Source organism: Variovorax paradoxus (genome assembly GCF_030815855.1).
Classification (GTDB): domain Bacteria; phylum Pseudomonadota; class Gammaproteobacteria; order Burkholderiales; family Burkholderiaceae_C; genus Variovorax; species Variovorax paradoxus_M.
On record NZ_JAUSXG010000001.1, the window covers coordinates 4,146,117 to 4,164,691 of the forward strand.

Annotated in this window: 14 protein-coding genes; 5 read left to right on the top strand and 9 right to left on the bottom strand. The window is 66.9% G+C overall.

The window, feature by feature from the left end:
- Nucleotides 1-30: 30 nt before the first annotated feature.
- Nucleotides 31-507 (bottom strand): cyanophycin metabolism-associated DUF1854 family protein, encoded by a 477-nt coding sequence (locus tag QFZ42_RS19920; protein ID WP_307702619.1) that lies wholly within the window; start codon nucleotides 505-507, stop codon nucleotides 31-33.
- A complete protein-coding gene (locus QFZ42_RS19925) occupies nucleotides 507-2,789 on the bottom strand; it encodes a cyanophycin metabolism-associated ABC transporter (RefSeq protein WP_307702620.1) in 2,283 nt (760 codons plus the stop codon). Before QFZ42_RS19925 ends, QFZ42_RS19920 begins: the two co-directional genes overlap by 1 nt.
- A gap of 139 nt (nucleotides 2,790-2,928) precedes the next feature.
- Here QFZ42_RS19925 and QFZ42_RS19930 point away from each other — a divergent pair, with 139 nt between their 5' ends.
- The 5 genes from QFZ42_RS19930 to QFZ42_RS19950 all read left to right on the top strand — a co-directional run bounded on the left by QFZ42_RS19930 (nucleotide 2,929) and on the right by QFZ42_RS19950 (nucleotide 9,358).
- A complete protein-coding gene (locus tag QFZ42_RS19930) occupies nucleotides 2,929-5,172 on the top strand; it encodes a cyanophycin synthetase (RefSeq protein WP_307702621.1) in 2,244 nt (747 codons plus the stop codon).
- A 16-nt stretch (nucleotides 5,173-5,188) separates the two neighbouring features.
- Nucleotides 5,189-7,756 (top strand): cyanophycin synthetase, encoded by a 2,568-nt coding sequence (cphA, locus tag QFZ42_RS19935; RefSeq protein WP_307702622.1) that lies wholly within the window; start codon nucleotides 5,189-5,191, stop codon nucleotides 7,754-7,756.
- Nucleotides 7,757-7,927: 171 nt separating this feature from the next.
- Nucleotides 7,928-8,344, top strand: coding sequence for a hypothetical protein (locus tag QFZ42_RS19940; RefSeq protein ID WP_307702623.1), 417 nt, complete (start codon nucleotides 7,928-7,930; stop codon nucleotides 8,342-8,344).
- Between the two features lie 78 nt (nucleotides 8,345-8,422).
- On the top strand, nucleotides 8,423-8,932 hold the full coding sequence (locus tag QFZ42_RS19945; protein ID WP_307702624.1) for a hypothetical protein: 510 nt from the start codon (nucleotides 8,423-8,425) through the stop codon (nucleotides 8,930-8,932).
- 171 nt (nucleotides 8,933-9,103) lie between these two features.
- Complete coding sequence (locus QFZ42_RS19950; protein WP_307702625.1) at nucleotides 9,104-9,358, top strand: hypothetical protein; 255 nt, start codon at nucleotides 9,104-9,106, stop codon at nucleotides 9,356-9,358.
- Nucleotides 9,359-9,361: 3 nt separating this feature from the next.
- On the opposite strand, the gene QFZ42_RS19955 is transcribed toward QFZ42_RS19950, so the two are convergent.
- The 7 genes from QFZ42_RS19955 to mmsA form a co-directional block, all read right to left on the bottom strand.
- Nucleotides 9,362-10,279 carry a dihydrodipicolinate synthase family protein gene (locus QFZ42_RS19955; protein WP_307702626.1) on the bottom strand — a complete coding sequence of 306 codons (918 nt, stop codon included), beginning with the start codon at nucleotides 10,277-10,279 and terminating at the stop codon, nucleotides 9,362-9,364.
- 6 nt (nucleotides 10,280-10,285) lie between these two features.
- Nucleotides 10,286-12,037: an IlvD/Edd family dehydratase gene (locus QFZ42_RS19960; RefSeq protein WP_307702627.1), complete on the bottom strand. Its 1,752-nt coding sequence runs from the start codon at nucleotides 12,035-12,037 to the stop codon at nucleotides 10,286-10,288.
- A gap of 43 nt (nucleotides 12,038-12,080) precedes the next feature.
- The gene (gene yjfF, locus QFZ42_RS19965; RefSeq protein WP_307702628.1) at nucleotides 12,081-13,112 is read right to left on the bottom strand and encodes a galactofuranose ABC transporter, permease protein YjfF; all 1,032 of its coding nucleotides are present in this window, start codon (nucleotides 13,110-13,112) and stop codon (nucleotides 12,081-12,083) included.
- Entirely contained in the window at nucleotides 13,109-14,143 is a 1,035-nt protein-coding gene (locus QFZ42_RS19970; protein WP_307702629.1) for an ABC transporter permease, read from the bottom strand. Before QFZ42_RS19970 ends, yjfF begins: the two co-directional genes overlap by 4 nt.
- Nucleotides 14,144-14,285: 142 nt before the next feature.
- Nucleotides 14,286-15,806: a sugar ABC transporter ATP-binding protein gene (locus QFZ42_RS19975; protein WP_307702630.1), complete on the bottom strand. Its 1,521-nt coding sequence runs from the start codon at nucleotides 15,804-15,806 to the stop codon at nucleotides 14,286-14,288.
- A 9-nt stretch (nucleotides 15,807-15,815) separates the two neighbouring features.
- Entirely contained in the window at nucleotides 15,816-17,030 is a 1,215-nt protein-coding gene (gene mmsB / locus QFZ42_RS19980) for a multiple monosaccharide ABC transporter permease (RefSeq protein WP_307702631.1), read from the bottom strand.
- Entirely contained in the window at nucleotides 17,017-18,573 is a 1,557-nt protein-coding gene (gene mmsA, locus QFZ42_RS19985) for a multiple monosaccharide ABC transporter ATP-binding protein (RefSeq protein ID WP_307704273.1), read from the bottom strand. The genes mmsB and mmsA overlap by 14 nt, the downstream gene beginning before the upstream one ends.
- Between the last annotated feature and the right edge of the window lie 2 nt (nucleotides 18,574-18,575).

Consider the following 18,575-nt stretch of genomic DNA (forward strand, 5'->3'; position numbering starts at 1 on the left):
CAGGTTCAAAGCCCCGATTTTCGCAGCCTGCTAGAGAAAGCGCTCGAGCAGCTTGCGCGAAGGGCGGTCGAGCGCCTTCACGTCGGGAATGCGGAACTGCACGCCATGGGCGCTGGCGATCAGCAGCGCACCGCCTTCGAGCCGGCGGATGTCTTCCTCGGCCTTGAGCACGAACGTGGTGTCGCCGCGGTCGGTGCTCACGGTCCAAGTGCTGGGCACGCCGAAGCTCGAAACGCCATGCAGCTTCAGCAGCGTGGGCGCAAAGTCGCGCACCGCCAGCTCTTGCTCCAGCAATGTGCGCGTTTCCGGCGGCAAGACCTCGATGCGATCGATCCAGACCAGCTCGCGGCCTTCGCTGCCGACCAGCGACACGCCCTCGCCGGGCGCGCTGAGCGGAAAGGCGCGCACGGGTGTCACGCCCACGTGGCGCTCGCCCTCGGCATCGGTCAGCACCAGGCGGCCAAAGGCGTCGCGCTCGAGATTGAAAGTGGGAATGGTGTCGCTCATCACGCGTCTCCGGCCGGATGGGCTGCATGGCTGATGACCAGCGGCAGCTGGGCGCCGGCGCGTTCGTCGACCGCGCCTTCGCTCGCATCGTCGTCTGCCTGGCGCAGCTGCGCCTGGTAGAGCCGCCAGTAGGCGCCCTGCTTCGCCATCAGTTCGTCGTGCGGACCGACCTCGACCACTTCGCCGCGGTCCATCACCACCAGCCGGTCGGCCTTGCGCAGCGTCGACAAACGGTGCGCAATCGCAATGGTGGTGCGGCCCTGCACGAGGTTGTCGAGCGCCTTCTGAATCTCTTTCTCGGTCTCGGTGTCCACGGCCGAGGTGGCCTCGTCGAGGATCAGGATGCGGGGGTCGATGAGCAGCGCGCGCGCAATGCTGATGCGCTGCCGCTCGCCGCCCGAAAGCCCCTGGCCGCGCTCGCCGACGAGCGAGTCGTAGCCGTGCGGCAGGCGCAGGATGAAATCGTGCGCATGCGCGGCCCGCGCGGCGGCCACGATTTCTTCGCGCGTGGCATCGGGCTTGCCGTAGGCGATGTTCTGCGCAATGGTGCCGAAGAACAGGAACGGCTCCTGCAGCACCAGGCCCACGTGGCGCCGGTAGTCGGCCACGGCAAAGCGGCGGATGTCGGTGCCGTCGACCTTGATGGCGCCGTCGGTCACGTCGTAGAAGCGGCAGATCAGGTTGACCAGCGTGCTCTTGCCCGATCCGCTGTGGCCCACCAGCCCGATCATCTCGCCGGGCTCGATGATCAGGTCGAGGTCGCGGATCACCGCACGCGAACCGTAGCGAAAGCCCAGCCCGCTCATCTCGATGCGGCCCTGCACGCGCTCGATCTTCACCGGGTTGGCGGGCTCGGGCACGTTGCTCACGTGGTCCAGGATGTCGAAGATGCGCTTGGCGCCCGCCGCGGCCTTTTGCGTGACCGAAACGATGCGGCTCATGGAATCGAGCCGCGTGTAGAAGCGCCCGATGTACGCAATGAAGGCAGTGAGCACACCCACGGTGATGCTGCCGCGCGCCACCTGCCAGATGCCGAAGCCCCACACCACGAGCAGGCCGATCTCGGTCAGCAGCGACACGGTGGGCGTGAACAGCGACCAGGTGCGGTTGAGCTTGTCGTTCACCTGCAGGTTGTAGACGTTCGCAATGCGGAAGCGCTCGGCTTCGCGGCGCTCCTGCGCAAAGGCCTTGACCACGCGAATGCCGGGGATGGTATCGGCCAGCACGTTGGTGACCTCCGACCACACGCGGTCGATCTTTTCGAAACCCGTGCGCAGCCGGTCGCGCACCACGTGGATCATCCAGGCGATGAAGGGCAGCGGCACCAGCGTGACCGCCGCGAGCAGCGGGTTGATCGACACCAGAATGACCGCGGTCATCACGATCATCAGCACGTCGTTCGCAAAATCGAGCGCGTGCAGCGAGAGAAACACGTTGATGCGGTCGGTTTCGGAGCCGATGCGCGACATCAGGTCGCCCGTGCGCTTGCCGCCGAAATAATCGAGCGGCAGCGTCAGCAGGTGCTCGTACGTGGTGGTGCGCAGGTCGGCGCCGATGCGCTCCGACACCAGCGCCAGCAGGTAGGTACGCGCCCAGCCCAAGCCCCATCCGACCAGCGCCGCGCCGAGCAGGCCGCTCAGGTAAATCGCCACGCGGGACGGATCGATCTTCTGCCCGTTCTGGAATGGAATCAGGATGTCGTCCATCAGCGGGATGGTCAGGTACGGCGGCACCAGGGTGGCGGCGGTCGAAATCAGGGTCAGGAAAAACCCCGTGATCAGCTGCTTGCGGTAGGGCTTTGCGAAGCGGCCCAGGCGCAGCAGCACCCAGGTCGATGGCGGCGTCTGGAGTTCGGTGTCGGCGGCGGCCGTGTCGTCGCCGTCGGGCTCGGCTGTCGCCTCGGCGACAGCTCCGTTCGCGCGCTGGCCGAACAGCTTGAGCAGCCGGAGCGCGGCGGGCTGGCTCGCCAGCGTGTAGCGCCAGCGCGCCAGACGCCCTGCGGGGCCGACGAGATCGAGGGTTCCGACGCCCGAATGGTCGTTCAGATACAGTTCGAGGGATGGATCGGCTAGTGACCACTCACACCACTGCCCGCCCGGTTGCAGCGCCAGCAGCCGCCGATCGGTCAGGGCCACGAGGCCGAACGTAAACAGAAGTTCTTCGTCGAGGTCAACCGCCAGTGTTACCAGAACGTTTTCCGCGGCAGTGAGCCGGCTTTTCAGCGCGTCTGATGCCGCCTCTGTTTCGCCCTCCCGGGTGCCGACTGGATCGTGATGTTGCATTGTGTTTCTTTGACTCTTGCCCGTCGCGGGCCGCGTGGACCGCGTCATGGCGTCCTTTGTCGGGCGCCGATTCTGACCGATTGCCATGGGCGCGCTTGAAGGCGCCGTGGTGCTCGGCCAAAGCACATCGAACGTTTGCATGACCCGTTTCGACGACATCCGCCTGCTGCGCATCAACTATTTGCGCGGTCCCAATCTCTGGACCTACCGTCCGGTGCTCGAAGTCTGGCTCGACCTGGGCCAACTGGAAGACTACCCCTCCAACAAGATCGACGGTTTTACCGACCGCCTGACCGGCCTGCTGCCGGCGCTCATCGAGCACCACTGCGGCGTGGGCGAGCGCGGCGGTTTCATCCAGCGCCTGACCGAAGGCACCTGGTCGGGCCATGTGCTCGAACACGTCGTCATCGAGCTCTTGAACCTGGCCGGCATGCCGACCGGTTTCGGGCAAACCCGCAGCACCTCGGAGCACGGCGTCTACCGCATGGTGTTCCGTGCGCGTGACGAGCAGGTCGCCCGGGTCGCCTTGGCCGAGGGCCACCGCCTGCTGATGGCCGCGATCAACAACGACCCGTTCACCGCCGCCGACGTGCAAAAGGCGGTCGACGCGGTCAAGGCCAAGGTCGAAGACTGCTACCTCGGCCCGAGCACCGCGGCCATCGTGTCCGCCGCCACCGACCGCGGCATTCCGCACATGCGGCTCAATAGCGGCAACCTGGTGCAACTGGGCTACGGCGCCAACCAACAGCGCATCTGGACCGCCGAGACCGACTACACCAGCGCCATCGGCGAATCGATTGCCAGCGACAAGGAACTGACCAAGTCGCTGCTCGCGAGCTGCGGCGTGCCGGTGCCCGAAGGCCAGGTGGTGGCCAGCGCCGAAGAAGCCTGGGAAGCCGCCGAAGACATCGGCCTGCCGGTGGTCGTGAAGCCGTCGGATGCCAACCACGGCCGCGGCGTGTCGCTCGAACTGACGACGCGCGAAGAAGTCATGGCCGCCTACGCGGTCGCCGAGCCCGAAGGCAGCGACGTGATGGTCGAGCGCTTCATCCGCGGCCACGAACACCGCCTGCTGGTGGTGGGCGGCGAAGTGGTGGCGGCCGCGCGCGGCGAGATCATCACCGTGACCGGTGACGGCAAGCTCAGCGTGGCCGAGCTCATCGAGAAGCAGCTCAACAGCGACCCGCGCCGCGGCGCCGAAGAGGAATACCCGCTCGACCTGATCGTGCTGGCGACCGACGCCAAGCTGCAGCTCGAACTCAAGCGCCAGGAACTGGACGGTGCTTCCGTGCCGGCCGCCGGCCGCGTGGTCACGATCCAGCGCAACGGCAACATGGCCAACGACTGCACCGACCAGGTCCACCCCGAAGTTGCGCACGCCGCCGTGCTGGCCGCCCGCGTGGTCGGCCTGGACATCGCGGGCATCGACCTCGTGGCGCAGGACATCGGCAAGCCGCTCGGTCCGCAGCGCGGCGCGATCGTCGAAGTCAACGCCGGCCCTGGCCTGCTGATGCACCTGAAGCCGGCCGTCGGCTCGCCGCGCCCGGTGGGCCGCGCGATTTGCGACCACCTGTTCCCCAACGACGCGCCGGGCCGCATTCCGGTGGTGGGCGTCGCGGGCTCCCAAAACACCGCCGTGCTCGCGCGCCTGGTCGCCTGGCTCATCAACCTCGGCGGGCGCCACACCGGACTGGCCTGCCGCGACGGCCTGTTCCTCGAACGCCGCCGCGTCGATGCACGCGACAGCGCCAACTGGGACGCCGGCCACCGTCTGCTCGTGAACCGGGCCGTGCAGGCAGTGGTGATCGAGAACGGCGCCGAAACCATCTTGCGCGACGGCCTCGCCTACGACCGCTGCGAAGTCGGCATCGTGACCGACCTCGAAGGCGCCGAAGCGCTGGCCGACTACGACATCACCGAAAGCGACCAGCTGGTCAAGGTGCTGCGCACACAGGTCGACGTGGTGCTCGGCGAAGGCACGGCCGTGCTGAACGCGGGCGACCCGCGCGTGGCGGGCCTGGCGCCGCTGTGCGACGGCGCCGTCATTCTGTATGCCGCCGATCCGCAAGCCGCCGCGCTCACCGCGCACCAGACCGCGGGTGGAAGGGCCGTGCTGGTTCGGCAAGACCGCGTGGTGCTGGCGAACGGCAGCAGCGAATCGTTCCTGCCGGGCCTCGGCCGCCTGACCGTCTGGCGTGCAACGCACGCGGGCGTCAGCCTCGAGAGCGTGCTGGCCGCCGTGGCCGCGGCCTGGGCGCTGGGCATTCCGCTGAACCTCATCGGCGCCGGCGTCGAAGCCTTCGAGGCCGACTTGCAGGCGGCGCTGGCTTCGCTGCAGCTCTCGCAGACGCAGCCCCTTTCGTCCCAACAACAATTCGCCTGACGCGCACCGCCGCCCCATGAAAGTCACCCGTATCCGCGCCCTGCGCGGCCCCAATCTCTGGAGCCGCCACACCGCCATCGAAGCGGTGATTGCCTGCGAAGGCGATGAAAACGCCATCAGCCGGCTGCCGGGCTTCGAAGCCCGCCTGCGCGCCCGCTTTCCCACCATCGGCGAACTGCACCCGATGGTGCTGGGCCAGCCGCTGGCGCTCGCGCACGTGCTCGAGAACGCCGCCGTGGCGCTGCAGGCCCAGGCCGGCTGTGCCGTCAACTTCGGCCACACCTCGCCCACGGTGGAAGAAGGCGTCTACCAGGTCACGTTCCAGTACAGCGAAGAAGCCGTCGGCCGCCGCGCACTCGCGCTGGCCGAAGAGCTGGTCGCGGCCGCGATGAACGGCACGGCCTTCGATGCCACCGCGGCCATCACGGAACTGCGCGATCTCGACGAGTCGGAGCGCCTCGGCCCGAGCACCGGCTCTATCGTCGATGCCGCGGTGGCGCGCGGCATTCCCTACCGCCGGCTGACCAGCGGCAGCCTGGTGCAGTTCGGCTGGGGCTCCAAGCAGCGCCGCATCCAGGCGGCCGAGATCGACAGCACCAGCGGCGTGGCCGAATCGATCGCGCAGGACAAGGAACTCACCAAGCAGTTGCTCAATGCGGCCGGCGTGCCCGTGCCGCTCGGCCGGCCCGTCGCCGATGCCGAAGACGGCTGGACCGCGGCCATGGAAATCGGCCTGCCGGTGGTGGTGAAGCCGCAAGACGGCAACCAGGGCAAGGGCGTCACGGTCAACATCACGACGCGCGAGCAACTCACGGCCGCCTATGAATCGGCTGCCGGGTACGGCGAAGTCATGGTCGAGAAATTTTTGCCGGGCTTCGACTTCCGCCTGCTCGTGGTGGGCGACCGCCTCGTCGCAGCCGCGCGGCGCGATCCGCCGAACGTGATCGGCGACGGCAGTTCCACCGTGCGCCAACTCGTGGACACCGTGAACCAGGACCCGCGCCGCGGCGAAGGCCACGCCACCTCGCTCACCAAAATCCGCCTCGACGACATCGCCATCGGCCGCCTCGAAGCCGAGGGCCTCACGCCCGACAGCGTGCCCGCGCGCGGCCAGCGCGTGGTGCTGCGCAACAACGCCAACCTGTCCACCGGCGGCACCGCCACCGACGTGACCGACACCGTGCACCCCGAAGTGGCCGCGCGCGCGGTCGATGCGGCGCAGATGGTCGGCCTGCACATCTGCGGCGTTGACATGGTGTGCGAGAACGTGCTGCGTCCGCTCGAAGAACAACATGGCGGCGTGGTCGAAGTGAACGCCGCGCCCGGCCTGCGCATGCACATCTCGCCCTCCTTCGGCCGCGGCCGCGCGGTCGGCGAGGCGGTAATGGACACGCTCTTCGCGCATGGCGACGACGGCCGCATTCCGGTCGTCGCCGTCACCGGCACCAACGGCAAGACGACCACGGCGCGGCTCATCAACCACCTGCTCGCATCGAGCGGCCTGCGCACCGGCATGACCAACACGGACGGCGTGTACGTCGACGGACGCCAGACCGACAGCGGCGACTGCAGCGGCCCCAAGAGCGCGCGCAACGTGCTGATGCATCCCGACGTGGATGCGGCCGTGTTCGAAGTGGCGCGCGGCGGCGTGCTGCGCGAAGGCCTCGGCTTCGACCGCTGCGAGGTGGCCGTGGTCACCAACATCGGCAGCGGCGACCACCTGGGCCTGAACTACATCACCACCGTCGAAGACCTCGCGGTGCTCAAGCGCGTGATCGTTCGCAACGTCGCACCCGACGGCTACGCGGTGCTGAACGCCGCCGACCCCAACGTGGCCGCCATGGCGGCAGGCTGCCCCGGCCACGTGATCTTCTTCACCGCCGACCGCCAGCATCCGGTCATGGCCACGCACCGCGCCCAAGGCAAGCGCACCGTCTACGTCGACCAGGACACGCTGGTTGCCGCCGAAGGCTCGTGGCGCGAACGCATTGCGCTGCGCGATGTGCCCATCACGCGCAACGGCACCATCGGCTTCCAGGTCGACAACGTGATGGCCTCGGTGGCCGCGGCCTGGGCCGTCGGCCTCGACTGGGACACCATTCGCAGCGGCCTCGCGAGCTTCATGAACGACGCGGCCGGCGTGCCGGGGCGCTTCAATGTCATGGAGTACCGCGGCGCCACCGTGATCGCCGACTACGGCCACAACACCGACGCCATGCGCGCGCTGGTGTCGGCCGTCGACACCATGCCGGCCAACAAGCGCTCGGTGGTGATCAGCGGCGCGGGCGACCGCCGCGATTCCGACATTCGCGACCAGACCGCCATCCTCGGCCAGGCCTTCGACGACGTGATCCTCTACCAGGACGCGGCCCAGCGCGGCCGCGCCGACGGCGAGGTGATGGCACTGCTGCGCCAAGGCCTGCAGGGCGCGGCACGCACGCGCCAGATCGACGAGATTCGCGGCGAGTTCGTCGCCATCGACACCGCGCTGGCGCGCCTGCAGCCGGGCGACCTGTCGCTGATCCTGGTCGACCAGGTCGAAGAAGCGCTGGCGCATCTCGCGCAGCGCATCGCGGCGGGCTGAACGCACGGCGGGGCGGCCCTTTCGGCCGCCCTGCCGGACACGTCCCACACGCATCGGCGAGTCTGGCCGGGTCAGCTGGCTCTGCCGTCCCACACCCTGTGGCGGGTGCGCCGGACCACACTGCTGCTCCGGTCGCGCTTTCGGAGGGCGCGCCTTAACCAGGAGCACCCGATGACAACAACAGTTCGTTCCACCCTTTCTGCTGCCGCGCTTTTTGCAGCAAGCGGTTTTCTCATGCTCGGCGCGCCGCACGCCAACGCGCAGGCGCCGGGCACGGCCGCCCGCGCGCAGCAAGAACGCGCCGTGTGCGACGGCGTCCAGCAAGACCGCGCGGCCTGCCTTCGCGAAGCCGGCGCCGCGCGCCAGGAAGCGAACCGCCGCGACGGCCTCACGAGTGCCAGCCCCGGCCGCTACGACGCCAATGCGATGGCGCGCTGCCGTGAACAGCCCGCGGCCGACCGCGCCGATTGCGAAGCCCGCCTGCAGGGCGGCGCGCGCACCACCACCGAAGGCAGCGTGATGGGCGGCGGCGTCATCCGCGAAACAGTGACGCCGTTGCCGGCGCAACCCGCCGCCTCCACTCGCTGAACATCGGGCCGCGCGGAACCCGATGCGGCCCGCCATGTCCAACGGTCTCATGTTTCAGGTCACTCCAAGGAGCACCCCATGAACAGCACCACACGTTCGATGATTGCCGCCCTGATTGCAGTGGGCGGTGTCGCCATGGCCACCACGGCCTCGGCCCAGCCGCGTCGCGGCGATTCCACTTACCAGCAGGAACTCTCGGTTTGCGGCCGCAACCAGCAAGACCGCGCGGCCTGCATTCGCGAAGCCGGCGCCGCACGCCAGGAAGCCGCGCGCGGCGGACTCACCAGCGCGCCCGACTACCAGCGCAATGCGCTCGCACGTTGCGGACTCCAGCCGCCGGCCGATCGCGCAGACTGCGAAGCACGCGTGCTCGGCGGCAGCGGCAACACCCGCGGCGCCGTGGACGGCAGCGTGATGGGCGGCGGCGTGATCCGCGAGTCGGTCACCACGGTCGTCATGCCTGCGCCGGCCGCAATGCCGGCTCCGATGCCCGCACCTTCACGCGTTCCCGCGCCGGCGATTGCGCCGATGACGCCGATTGCGCCCATGGAGCCGATGCCGGCACCCATGCCTGCGCCTGCCCGCTGAAGCACCGGGCGATGCATGCATCATCCCGTCGCCCGCATCCATGCCGGCGGCGGGATAGGTACGCCATCCGCAAGCGTGCTGTGATGACCCGTCTTGTCACGCGACTGTCATAAAGCACGGCAGGCTGCTAGCTATAGTTCTCGCTCTCTGACTACCGAGAAACTCTTTCCCATGAATGCCATCAAGCTCGCCCGCCGATTCATAGAAACGGACCCGGCGAACGAATCGGCCAAGATCCTGGCCCAGCTCGTATTGGCGCTCGAATCCGAACGCAGTTTCGAACTGGTCAGGCTCTACAGCCTCGACTACAAGAGCTTCGAGCTCGCGATGGACATCCTGAAGGAATGGCGGCTCGACCGCTATTACGCGAGCAAGTCGAAGCTGTTCGACCTGTCTCTGCAGGTCAGCGAACTCGAAAATCGCTAGCTTCTACTTGCCCCAGCGCAGCACGAGGGGATCGAGCCGCTTCGCGGTTTCGATCAACCCGGCGCGCGTGTCGGGGTGCAGCGCCGGCAGCGGGTGGCGCGGCGCTTCGCAGGCGATCACGCCGCCTTCCTTCATCAGCGCCTTGCAGGCCAGGAGGCCGGCCTGGCGGTTCTCGTAGTTGATGAGCGGCAGCCATTGCTGGTACAGCGAAAAGGCCTTGTCGCGGTCGCCCGCACGGTGCGCCTCGATGATCGGCCGGATCCCATCGGGAAAACCGCCGCCCGTCATCGAGCCGGTGGCGCCAGCGTCGAGGTCGGGCATCAGCGTGATGGCTTCCTCGCCGTCCCATGGGCCTTCGATGGCATCGCCGCCCAGGCGAATCAGCTCGCGCAGCTTCGAGGCCGCACCGGCGGTCTCGATCTTGAAATACGCGACCTGTTCGATCTCCTTGGCCATGCGCGCAAGGAACGGCGCCGACAGCACCGTACCGCTCGCCGGTGCGTCCTGGATCATGATCGGAATGCTCACGGCATCCGAGAGGCCGGCATAGAACTCGAAGATCTGCGGCTCCGGCACGCGGAACGTGGCGCCGTGATACGGCGGCATCACCATCAGCATGGCGGCGCCCATGTCTTGCGCGCGCCGGCTGCGCTCGGCGCAGATGCGGGTGCTGTAGTGGGTGGTGGTGACGATCACCGGCACGCGGCCCGCCACGTGCTCGAGCACGGTGCGCGTGAGCACCTCGCGCTCTTCGTCGGAGAGCACGAACTGCTCCGAGAAGTTGGCAAGAATGCACAGCCCGTCGGAGCCCGCGTCGATCATGAAATCGACGCAGCGCTTCTGGCTTTCGAGGTCGAGCGCGCCCTGTTCGGTGAAGGTGGTGGGCACCACCGGGAAGATGCCGCGGTATCTGGGTGTCATGGTGGATCAGTGTGAATGACGGGGAACGGCGGAGCCTCTGCAGCCCACCAGAAAGTCGAAGTCGCAGCCTTCGTCGGCCTGCAGCACATGGTTGACGTAGAGCTTCTGGTAGCCGCCGCCGCGCGCGCTCATGGGCTGTGCATCGCTGCTGGTCAGCGACGCCAGGCGGGCCGCCAGTTCTTCGTCGCTGATGTCGAGGTGCAAGCGCCCCGCATCGCAGTCGAGCTCGATCCAGTCGCCGTCGCGCACGGCCGCGAGCGGCCCGCCGTCGGCGGCTTCGGGCGCCACGTGAAGCACCACCGTGCCATAGGCCGTGCCGCTCATGCGCGCATCCGAAATGCGCACCATGTCCTTCACGCCCTGGCGCAGCAGCTTCGGCGGCAGCCCCATGTTGCCGACCTCGGCCATGCCGGGGTAGCCCTTGGGGCCGCAGTTCTTCAACACCATCACCGAACTGGCATCGATCTCGAGGCTCTCGTCGACGATGCGTTCCTTGTAATGCTCGAGGTTCTCGAACACCACGGCGCGGCCACGGTGCTTCAGCAGTTCGGGCGATGCCGCCGAGGGCTTGAGCACCGCGCCGCGCGGCGACAGATTGCCGCGCAGGATGCGGATGCCGCCATCGGCAATCAGCGGCTTGTCGAGCGGGCGGATCACCTCGTCGTTGAGGCTCGGCGCCTCGCGCACGTTGTCCCAGATCGATTGGCCGTTGACGGTGAGCGCGCCGGGATGCGGCAGCAAGCCGTTCTCGCCGAGGCGCCGCAGCACGGCCGGCAGGCCGCCCGCGTAATAGAACTCTTCCATCAGGAAGCGGCCCGAGGGCAACAGGTCGACGATGGTCGGCGTATCGCTGCCGATGCGCGTCCAGTCTTCGAGCTCGAGCTCGACGCCGATGCGCCCTGCAATCGCCTTCAGGTGGATGACCGCGTTGGTCGATCCGCCGATGGCCGCGTTCACGCGAATGGCATTCTCGAACGCTTCGCGCGTGAGAATTTTCGAGAGCGTGAGCCCTTCCTTCGCCATCTCGACCGCGCGCATGCCGGACATCTGCGCGAGCACGTAGCGCCGCGCATCGACCGCCGGAATGGCCGCGTTGTGCGGCAGCGAGGTGCCGAGTGCTTCGGCCATGCAGGCCATGGTCGAGGCCGTGCCCATGGTGTTGCAGGTGCCGGCCGAGCGCGACATGCCGCCTTCGGCCGAAAGGAACTGGTGCAGGTTGATCTCTCCCGCCTTGAGCGATTCGTGCAGCTGCCACACGGCCGTGCCCGAGCCGATGTCCTTGCCCTCGAGCTTGCCGTTGAGCATCGGCCCGCCCGTGACGACGATGGCGGGTATGTCGCAGCTTGCGGCCCCCATCAGCAATGCGGGGGTGGTCTTGTCGCAGCCGGTGAGCAGCACCACCGCATCCACCGGGTTGCCGCGAATGGCTTCTTCCACGTCCATGCTCGCGAGGTTGCGCGTGAGCATGGCGGTGGGCCGCAGGTTCGATTCGCCGTTCGAGAACACCGGGAACTCGACCGGGAAGCCGCCCGCCTCCGAAATGCCGCGCTTCACATGCTCGGCGATTTTTCGGAAGTGCGCGTTGCACGGTGTGAGTTCCGACCAGGTGTTGCAGATGCCGATGATCGGCCGGCCGTCGAACTCGTGGTCGGGGATGCCCTGGTTCTTCATCCAGCTGCGGTACATGAAGCCGTTCTTGTCGGCCGAGCCGAACCACTCGGTCGAGCGAAGCTTCTTCTTGGGGTTTTGGTCCGGCATGCGGAAGTTTCCTGAAGGCGAGAGAGAAAGAAAAAAGAAGGCGTCAGCGCCGGGGCGTGCGCGAAGTGAAGAAGCGCTGCAGCAGGCAGAACACGAACAGCAGTGCGCCGACGACGATGCGTGTCCACCACGAACTCAGCGTGCCGTCGAAGGAAATCAGGGTCTGGATGATTCCGAGCATCAGCACGCCGAACAGCGTGCCCGCCACGTAGCCCACGCCGCCCGTGAGCAGCGTGCCGCCGATCACCACCGCCGCAATCGCATCGAGCTCCAGCCCAAGCGCATGAAGACCGTAGCCCGAGAGCATGTAGAAGGTGAAGATCACGCCCGCCAGCGCCGAGCAGAAGCCCGACAGCGTGTAGACGCCGACGAGCGTGGAGCGCACCGGCAGGCCCATCAGCATGGCCGAGTGCTCGCTGCCGCCGATGGCGTACACCGCGCGGCCGAACGGCGTGCAGTGCGCGATAAACACCGCGGCCAGCAGCACGGCAATGGCAATCACCGCGCTGATCGAGAGCGAAGCCTCGCCCCAGATGGGAATGCGGATCTGCGAAACCTCGGAATAGAACGCGTTGGTGATGCTGATCGAATCGATGCTGATCAGGTAGCACAGCCCACGCGCCAGGAACATACCGGCCAGCGTGACGATGAAAGGCTGCAACCTGAACCGCTCGATGAGCAGCCCCATGAATGCGCCGAACGCCGTGCCCATGGCCAGCACCAGCGGAATCACCACCGCGGGGCTCCAGCCGTGCTTCTCGACCAGCGCAGCCGACACCATCGTGGTGAGCGCAATCACCGAGCCCACTGAAAGATCGATGCCGCCCGAAAGAATCACGAAGGTCATGCCCACGGCCACGACGATCAGGAAGGCGTTGTCGATCAGCAGGTTGAGAAACACCTGCGCGGAGAAGAAGCCGTCGTAGAACACCGAGCCCAGAGTGGCCATCAGCACGAACAGCGAGATGGTGGCCGTCAACGGCAGGTACTTCGGGTTGAGCCCCGTCTTGCCCCCTTTCCCGACCGCGGGAGAGGGTTGGGATGAGGGCGCAGCCGCTTCGATCACCGCGCTCATGCCCGTCCCCCTTCATGCACCGGCCGCTGCACCAGCGCGCGAACCTCCGCCCTGAACTCCGGCGACTGCAACAACATGACTGCGAACACGACCACGGCCTTCACGACGAGGTTGATTTCCGGCGGCACGCCGAGCGAATAGATGGCATAGGTCAGCGTCTGGATGATCAGCGCACCGATCACGCTGCCCATGAGGCTGAAGCGTCCGCCGGTCAGCGCCGTGCCGCCCAGGGTCACGGCCAGGATCGCGTCGAGCTCCAGCAGCTGGCCCGCGTTGTTGCCGTCGGCGCTCTTGACGTTGGAGCTGATCAAGAGGCCCGCGATGCCCGCGCAGACGCCGCAGAACGCATAGGCCCCGACGACGAGCCGCCGCGCCTGCACGCCCGCCACGCGCGCGGCCGTCGGGTTGATGCCCACCGCTTGAATGAAAAGGCCCAGCGCCGTGCGCGTGATGGCCAGGTAGAGCAGCACGAACACCGCCGCTACGATGAAAAGCGAGAACGGCAGCCCCAGCAGATAGCCGCTGCCCAGGAAGAAGAAGGGCTTGTAGTAGATCGTGATGATCTGCCCGTCGGCGATGAGCTGCGCAATGCCGCGGCCCGCCACCATGAGGATCAGCGTGGCGATGATCGGCTGCATGCCCACCTTGGCGACCAGAAGGCCGTTCCAGAAGCCGCACAGCAATGCGATGCCAAGGGCCGCCAGAATCGCCAGCCACATCGGAAAGCGGCTCACGTCGCTCGACACCGAGCCGCCGATCATCCAGGCCGCCACCGCCGCGGCAATGGCCACCACCGCGCCCACCGAGATGTCGATGCCGCGCGTGGCAATGACCAATGTCATGCCGAGCGACACCAGCACCAGCGGCGCCGCGCGGTTCACGATGTCGATCAGGCTGCCGTAGAGATGGCCGTCGCGCCATTCGAGATGCAGGAAGCTGGCATTGAATGCCGTGTTGACTGCGAGCAGGAGCAACAGCGTGACGATGGGCCACGCGAGGCGGTGGCGCATGAGGGACGAGAGGCGTTTCATGTCTTCTGCCTTGCTCCTTCCCCTTCCGGGGGAAGGTTGGGATGGGGGCACGCGGCCTCGGACGCTGCGCGGCGGCGAAGGCCGCCGGCCCCCACCCCTGCCCTCCCCCGGGAGGGGAGGGAGAAAGACAAAAGGGCGCGCGTCATGCCGCTGCAATCATTTCGTAAACCTCGTCTTCGGTCGAACCGCCCGGCAGCTCGCCCACCTTCTTGCGATCGCGCAGCACCACGATGCGGTGCGCCACGCGCACCACCTCGCTGATTTCGGAGGAGATGAAGATCACCGCCATGCCTGCCTTCGCGAGCCGCAGGATCTCTTCCATGATTTCCTGCTTGGCCGCCACGTCGATGCCGCGCGTGGGCTCGTCGAGAATCAGCAGCCGCGGCTCGGTCGCGAGCCAGCGCGCGATCATGGCCTTCTGCTGGTTGCCGCCGGAGAGCAAACCGATGGGCGTTTCCACGCTCGCAGTCTTGATGCCGAGTGACTTCACGAAGCGCTCCGCCATTTCGGTCTGTTCGGCATGCGAGAGAAACCGCTTCGTGCCCAGGCGCGCCTGCAATGCGAGCGCAATGTTCTCGCGCACCGACAGCTCCGCCACGATCCCGTCGGTCTTGCGTTCCTCCGGGCACAGCGCCAGCCCTTCGCGCACCGCATCGGCCGGGTTCGCAAATGTGACGGCGCGCCCGTCGACCTTGAGCACGCCGCGGTCGGGCGACTCCAGCCCGAACAGCAGCCGCGCGAGTTCGGTGCGGCCCGCGCCGAGCAGGCCCGCAATGCCCACGACTTCTCCGGCGCGCACGCGCAGATCCGTCGCTTGCAGTTGCCCGGCCTGGCCCAGCCCTTCGGTCTGCAGCAAGGCCGGAGCGGCCTCGTCGAATGCCGGCAATGCAGCAGGCCGCGCCGATTGCGCCGCCAGCTCGCGCCCGAGCATCGCGGCAATCAGTGCCTGCGGCCCCAGGTCCGCGGCACGCCATTCGCCGATCCAGCTACCGTTGCGCAACACCGTGATGCGGTCGGACACCGCGTACATCTGGTTGAGAAAGTGCGTCACGAAGACAATCGCAAGTCCTTCGCCGCGCAGGCGCCGCAGCACCTCGAACAGCTTCTCGACCTCGTCGTCGTCCAGACTCGAAGTCGGCTCGTCGAGGATCAGCACCTTCGACGACACGCCGAGCGCGCGCGCAATGGCCACCAGCTGCTGCACCGCGACCGAGTAGCTCGACAGCAGCCGGGTCACGTCGATGTCGAGCCCGATGCGCGCCAGCAGTTCGGCGGCGCGGCGGTTGACGGCCGCCCAGTCGATGCGAAAGCCCTGCGCCGCACCGCAACGCGGATAGCGCCCCGCAAACACGTTCTCGGCCACCGAGAGGTTCGGGCACAGGTTGACCTCCTGGTAGACCGTGCTGATGCCCAGCTTCTGCGCCTCGAGCGGCGATGCGGGATGAATGGCCTGTCCGTCGAGGCGTATTTCGCCGCCGCTCGACGGCAACACGCCCGTCAGTACCTTGATGAGTGTGGACTTGCCCGCGCCGTTCTGGCCCATCAGCGCGTGGATCTCGCCCGGGTACAGCCGCAGCTGAACATCGCGCAGCACGGGGATGCCGCCAAACTGCTTGTGGATGCCGTGCAGTTCGAGCACGGGCGTGACGGTGCCGTCGGTCATGCGCCCTGCTTACTTGTTCTTGTTGTAGACGTCGATGAACACCGCGGCCAGCAGCACCAGGCCCTTGATCACCTGCTGGTAGTCGATGCCGATGCCGAGAATCGACATGCCATTGTTCATCACGCCCATGATGAAGGCGCCGATCACCGCGCCCATCACACGGCCCACGCCGCCCGAGGCCGAAGCCCCGCCGATGAAGCAGGCGGCAATCACGTCGAGCTCGAAGCCGAGGCCAGCCTTCGGCGTGGCCGTGTTGAGCCGCGCCGCGAACACCAGGCCCGCGAGAGCCGCCAGCGCACCCATGTTGACGAAAGTAAGAAACGCGAGCCGCTGCGTCTTCACGCCCGACAGCCGGGCCGCCTTCTCGTTGCCGCCCAGCGCATAGATGCGGCGGCCGATGGTCGTGCGGTTCGTGACGAAGTCGTACACCACGATCAGCACCGCCATCACGATCAGCACATTGGGCAGGCCCTTGTAGGTCGAGAGCAGGTAGCTGAAGAAGAGAATGATGGCCGCGAAGAACAGGTTCTTCACGAGGAAGAATGCGTAGGGCTCCGTTTCCATGCCGTGCGCCGCCAGCTTGGCGCGCCCGCGCAGCTTGAAGAACACCAGCGCCGCCGCGGCCAGCGCGCCGACCACCAGAGAGGTGGTGCGCAAGGTGTCGCCGCCCAGCGGATCGGGAATGAAGCCCGAACTCAGCCGCTGGAACTCGACCGGAAACGGCCCCACTGATTGCCCCGCGAGCAGCGCCAGCGTGAGCCCCTTGAACACCAGCATGCCCGCGAGCGTGACGATGAACGAAGGGATCTTGCGGAACGCGACGAACCAGCCCTGCGCGGCGCCGATGACCGCGCCCGCCGCAATGCTGATGATGGCCGTCGGCACGAAATGCCATTCGTACTCGACCATCAGCACCGCCGCCAGCGCGCCGATGAAGCCGCAGACCGAACCCACCGACAGATCGATGTGCCCCGCCACGATCACCAGCAGCATGCCCAGCGCCATGATGACGACGTAGCTGTTCTGCAGCAGCAGGTTGGTGAGGTTCAGCGGCCGCAGCAGCGTGCCGTCGGTCAGCACCTGGAACAGCACCATGATCGCGACCAGCGAGATCAGCATGCCGTATTCGCGCAGGTTGTTCTTCAGGAAGCCGGCGTGCAGCTTCGGGGCAGCCTCTGCAATGGGGACCGCGGCGTTCACCGCGTTGACTTCAGGCTGCGACATGGACGGAACTCCCCGCGCTCACGATGGCATGCATGATGCGTTCCTGCGAAGCCTCGGCGGCCGGAAATTCGGCCACGAAACGGCCCTCGTTCATGACATAGATGCGGTCGCACATGCCTAGCAGTTCCGGCAGTTCGGAAGAAATCATGAGAATGCCTTTGCCCTCGCTCGCGAGCTGGTCGATGATGGTGTAAATCTCGTACTTGGCGCCCACGTCGATGCCGCGCGTGGGTTCGTCCAGAATCAGGAGTTCGGGTTTGGTAAAGAGCCACTTGCTGAGCACCACCTTCTGCTGGTTGCCGCCCGACAGGTTGACCACCAGTTGCTCCACCCCCGAAGAGCGGATGTTGAGCGCCTTGCGGTAGTCGCTTGCCACCTTGAACTCGCGCGCGTCGTCGATCACCATGGAACTGGAAACCGCCTCCAGGTTCGCTAGGCTCACGTTCTTGCGGATGTCTTCTTCCAGCACCAGCCCCAGGCCCTTGCGGTCTTCGGTGACGTAGGCAATGCCCCGGTCGATGGCCTTGCCCACTGTGCTTACGTCCACGGGCTGGCCGTGCATCAGCACGGTGCCGCTGATGCGTTGGCCGTAGGACTTACCGAACACGCTCATCGCGAGTTCGGTGCGGCCCGCGCCCATGAGGCCCGCGATACCGACGATTTCGCCTTGGCGCACATGCAGGTTCACGCCCTTGATCTGTTCGCGGTCGGCATGCAGCGCGTGGTGCACGCGCCAGTCGCGCACCTCGAACACGGTGTCCCCGATCTTCGGATGGCGCTGCGGATAGCGGTGCGCCATGTCGCGCCCCACCATGCCGCGGATGATGCGGTCCTCGCTGATCGGCTGGTTGCGGCAATCCATCGTTTCCACGGTGGCGCCGTCGCGCAGCACGGTGATCGAGTCGGCCACCTTGGCAATTTCGTTGAGCTTGTGCGAGATAAGAATCGACGCGATGCCCTGGCGCTTCAGCTCGAGCAGCAGCATCAGCAGCGCGTCGCTGTCGTTCTCGTTGAGGCTGGCCGTGGGCTCGTCCAGGATCAGCAGCTTGACCTCCTTGGCCAAGGCCTTGGCAATTTCGACCAGCTGCTGCTTGCCCACGCCCAGGTCGGTCACCAGGGTGGTGGGCGGTTCTTTCAGGCCCACCTTGGCGAGCAGCTCGCGCGTCTTCGCATAGGCGGCGAACCAGTCGATCACGCCGCCGCGCGTGATCTCGTTGCCGAGAAAGATGTTCTCGGCAATGGACAGCAGCGGCACCAGCGCAAGCTCCTGGTGAATGATGATGATGCCGAGCTTCTCGCTGTCGGCAATGCCTTTGAAGCGGCGCAGCTCGCCTTCGAAGTGAATTTCGCCGGTGTACGAGTCGCACGGGTAGACGCCGCTCAGCACCTTCATGAGCGTCGACTTGCCCGCGCCGTTCTCGCCGACCACCGCATGGATCTCGCCCGCGCGCACCGCGAGGTTGACATTGCTCAGCGCCTTCACGCCGGGAAATGTCTTGGTGATGCCGCGCATCTCGAGGATGCTGCGCGAGTCCGCTTCCATGC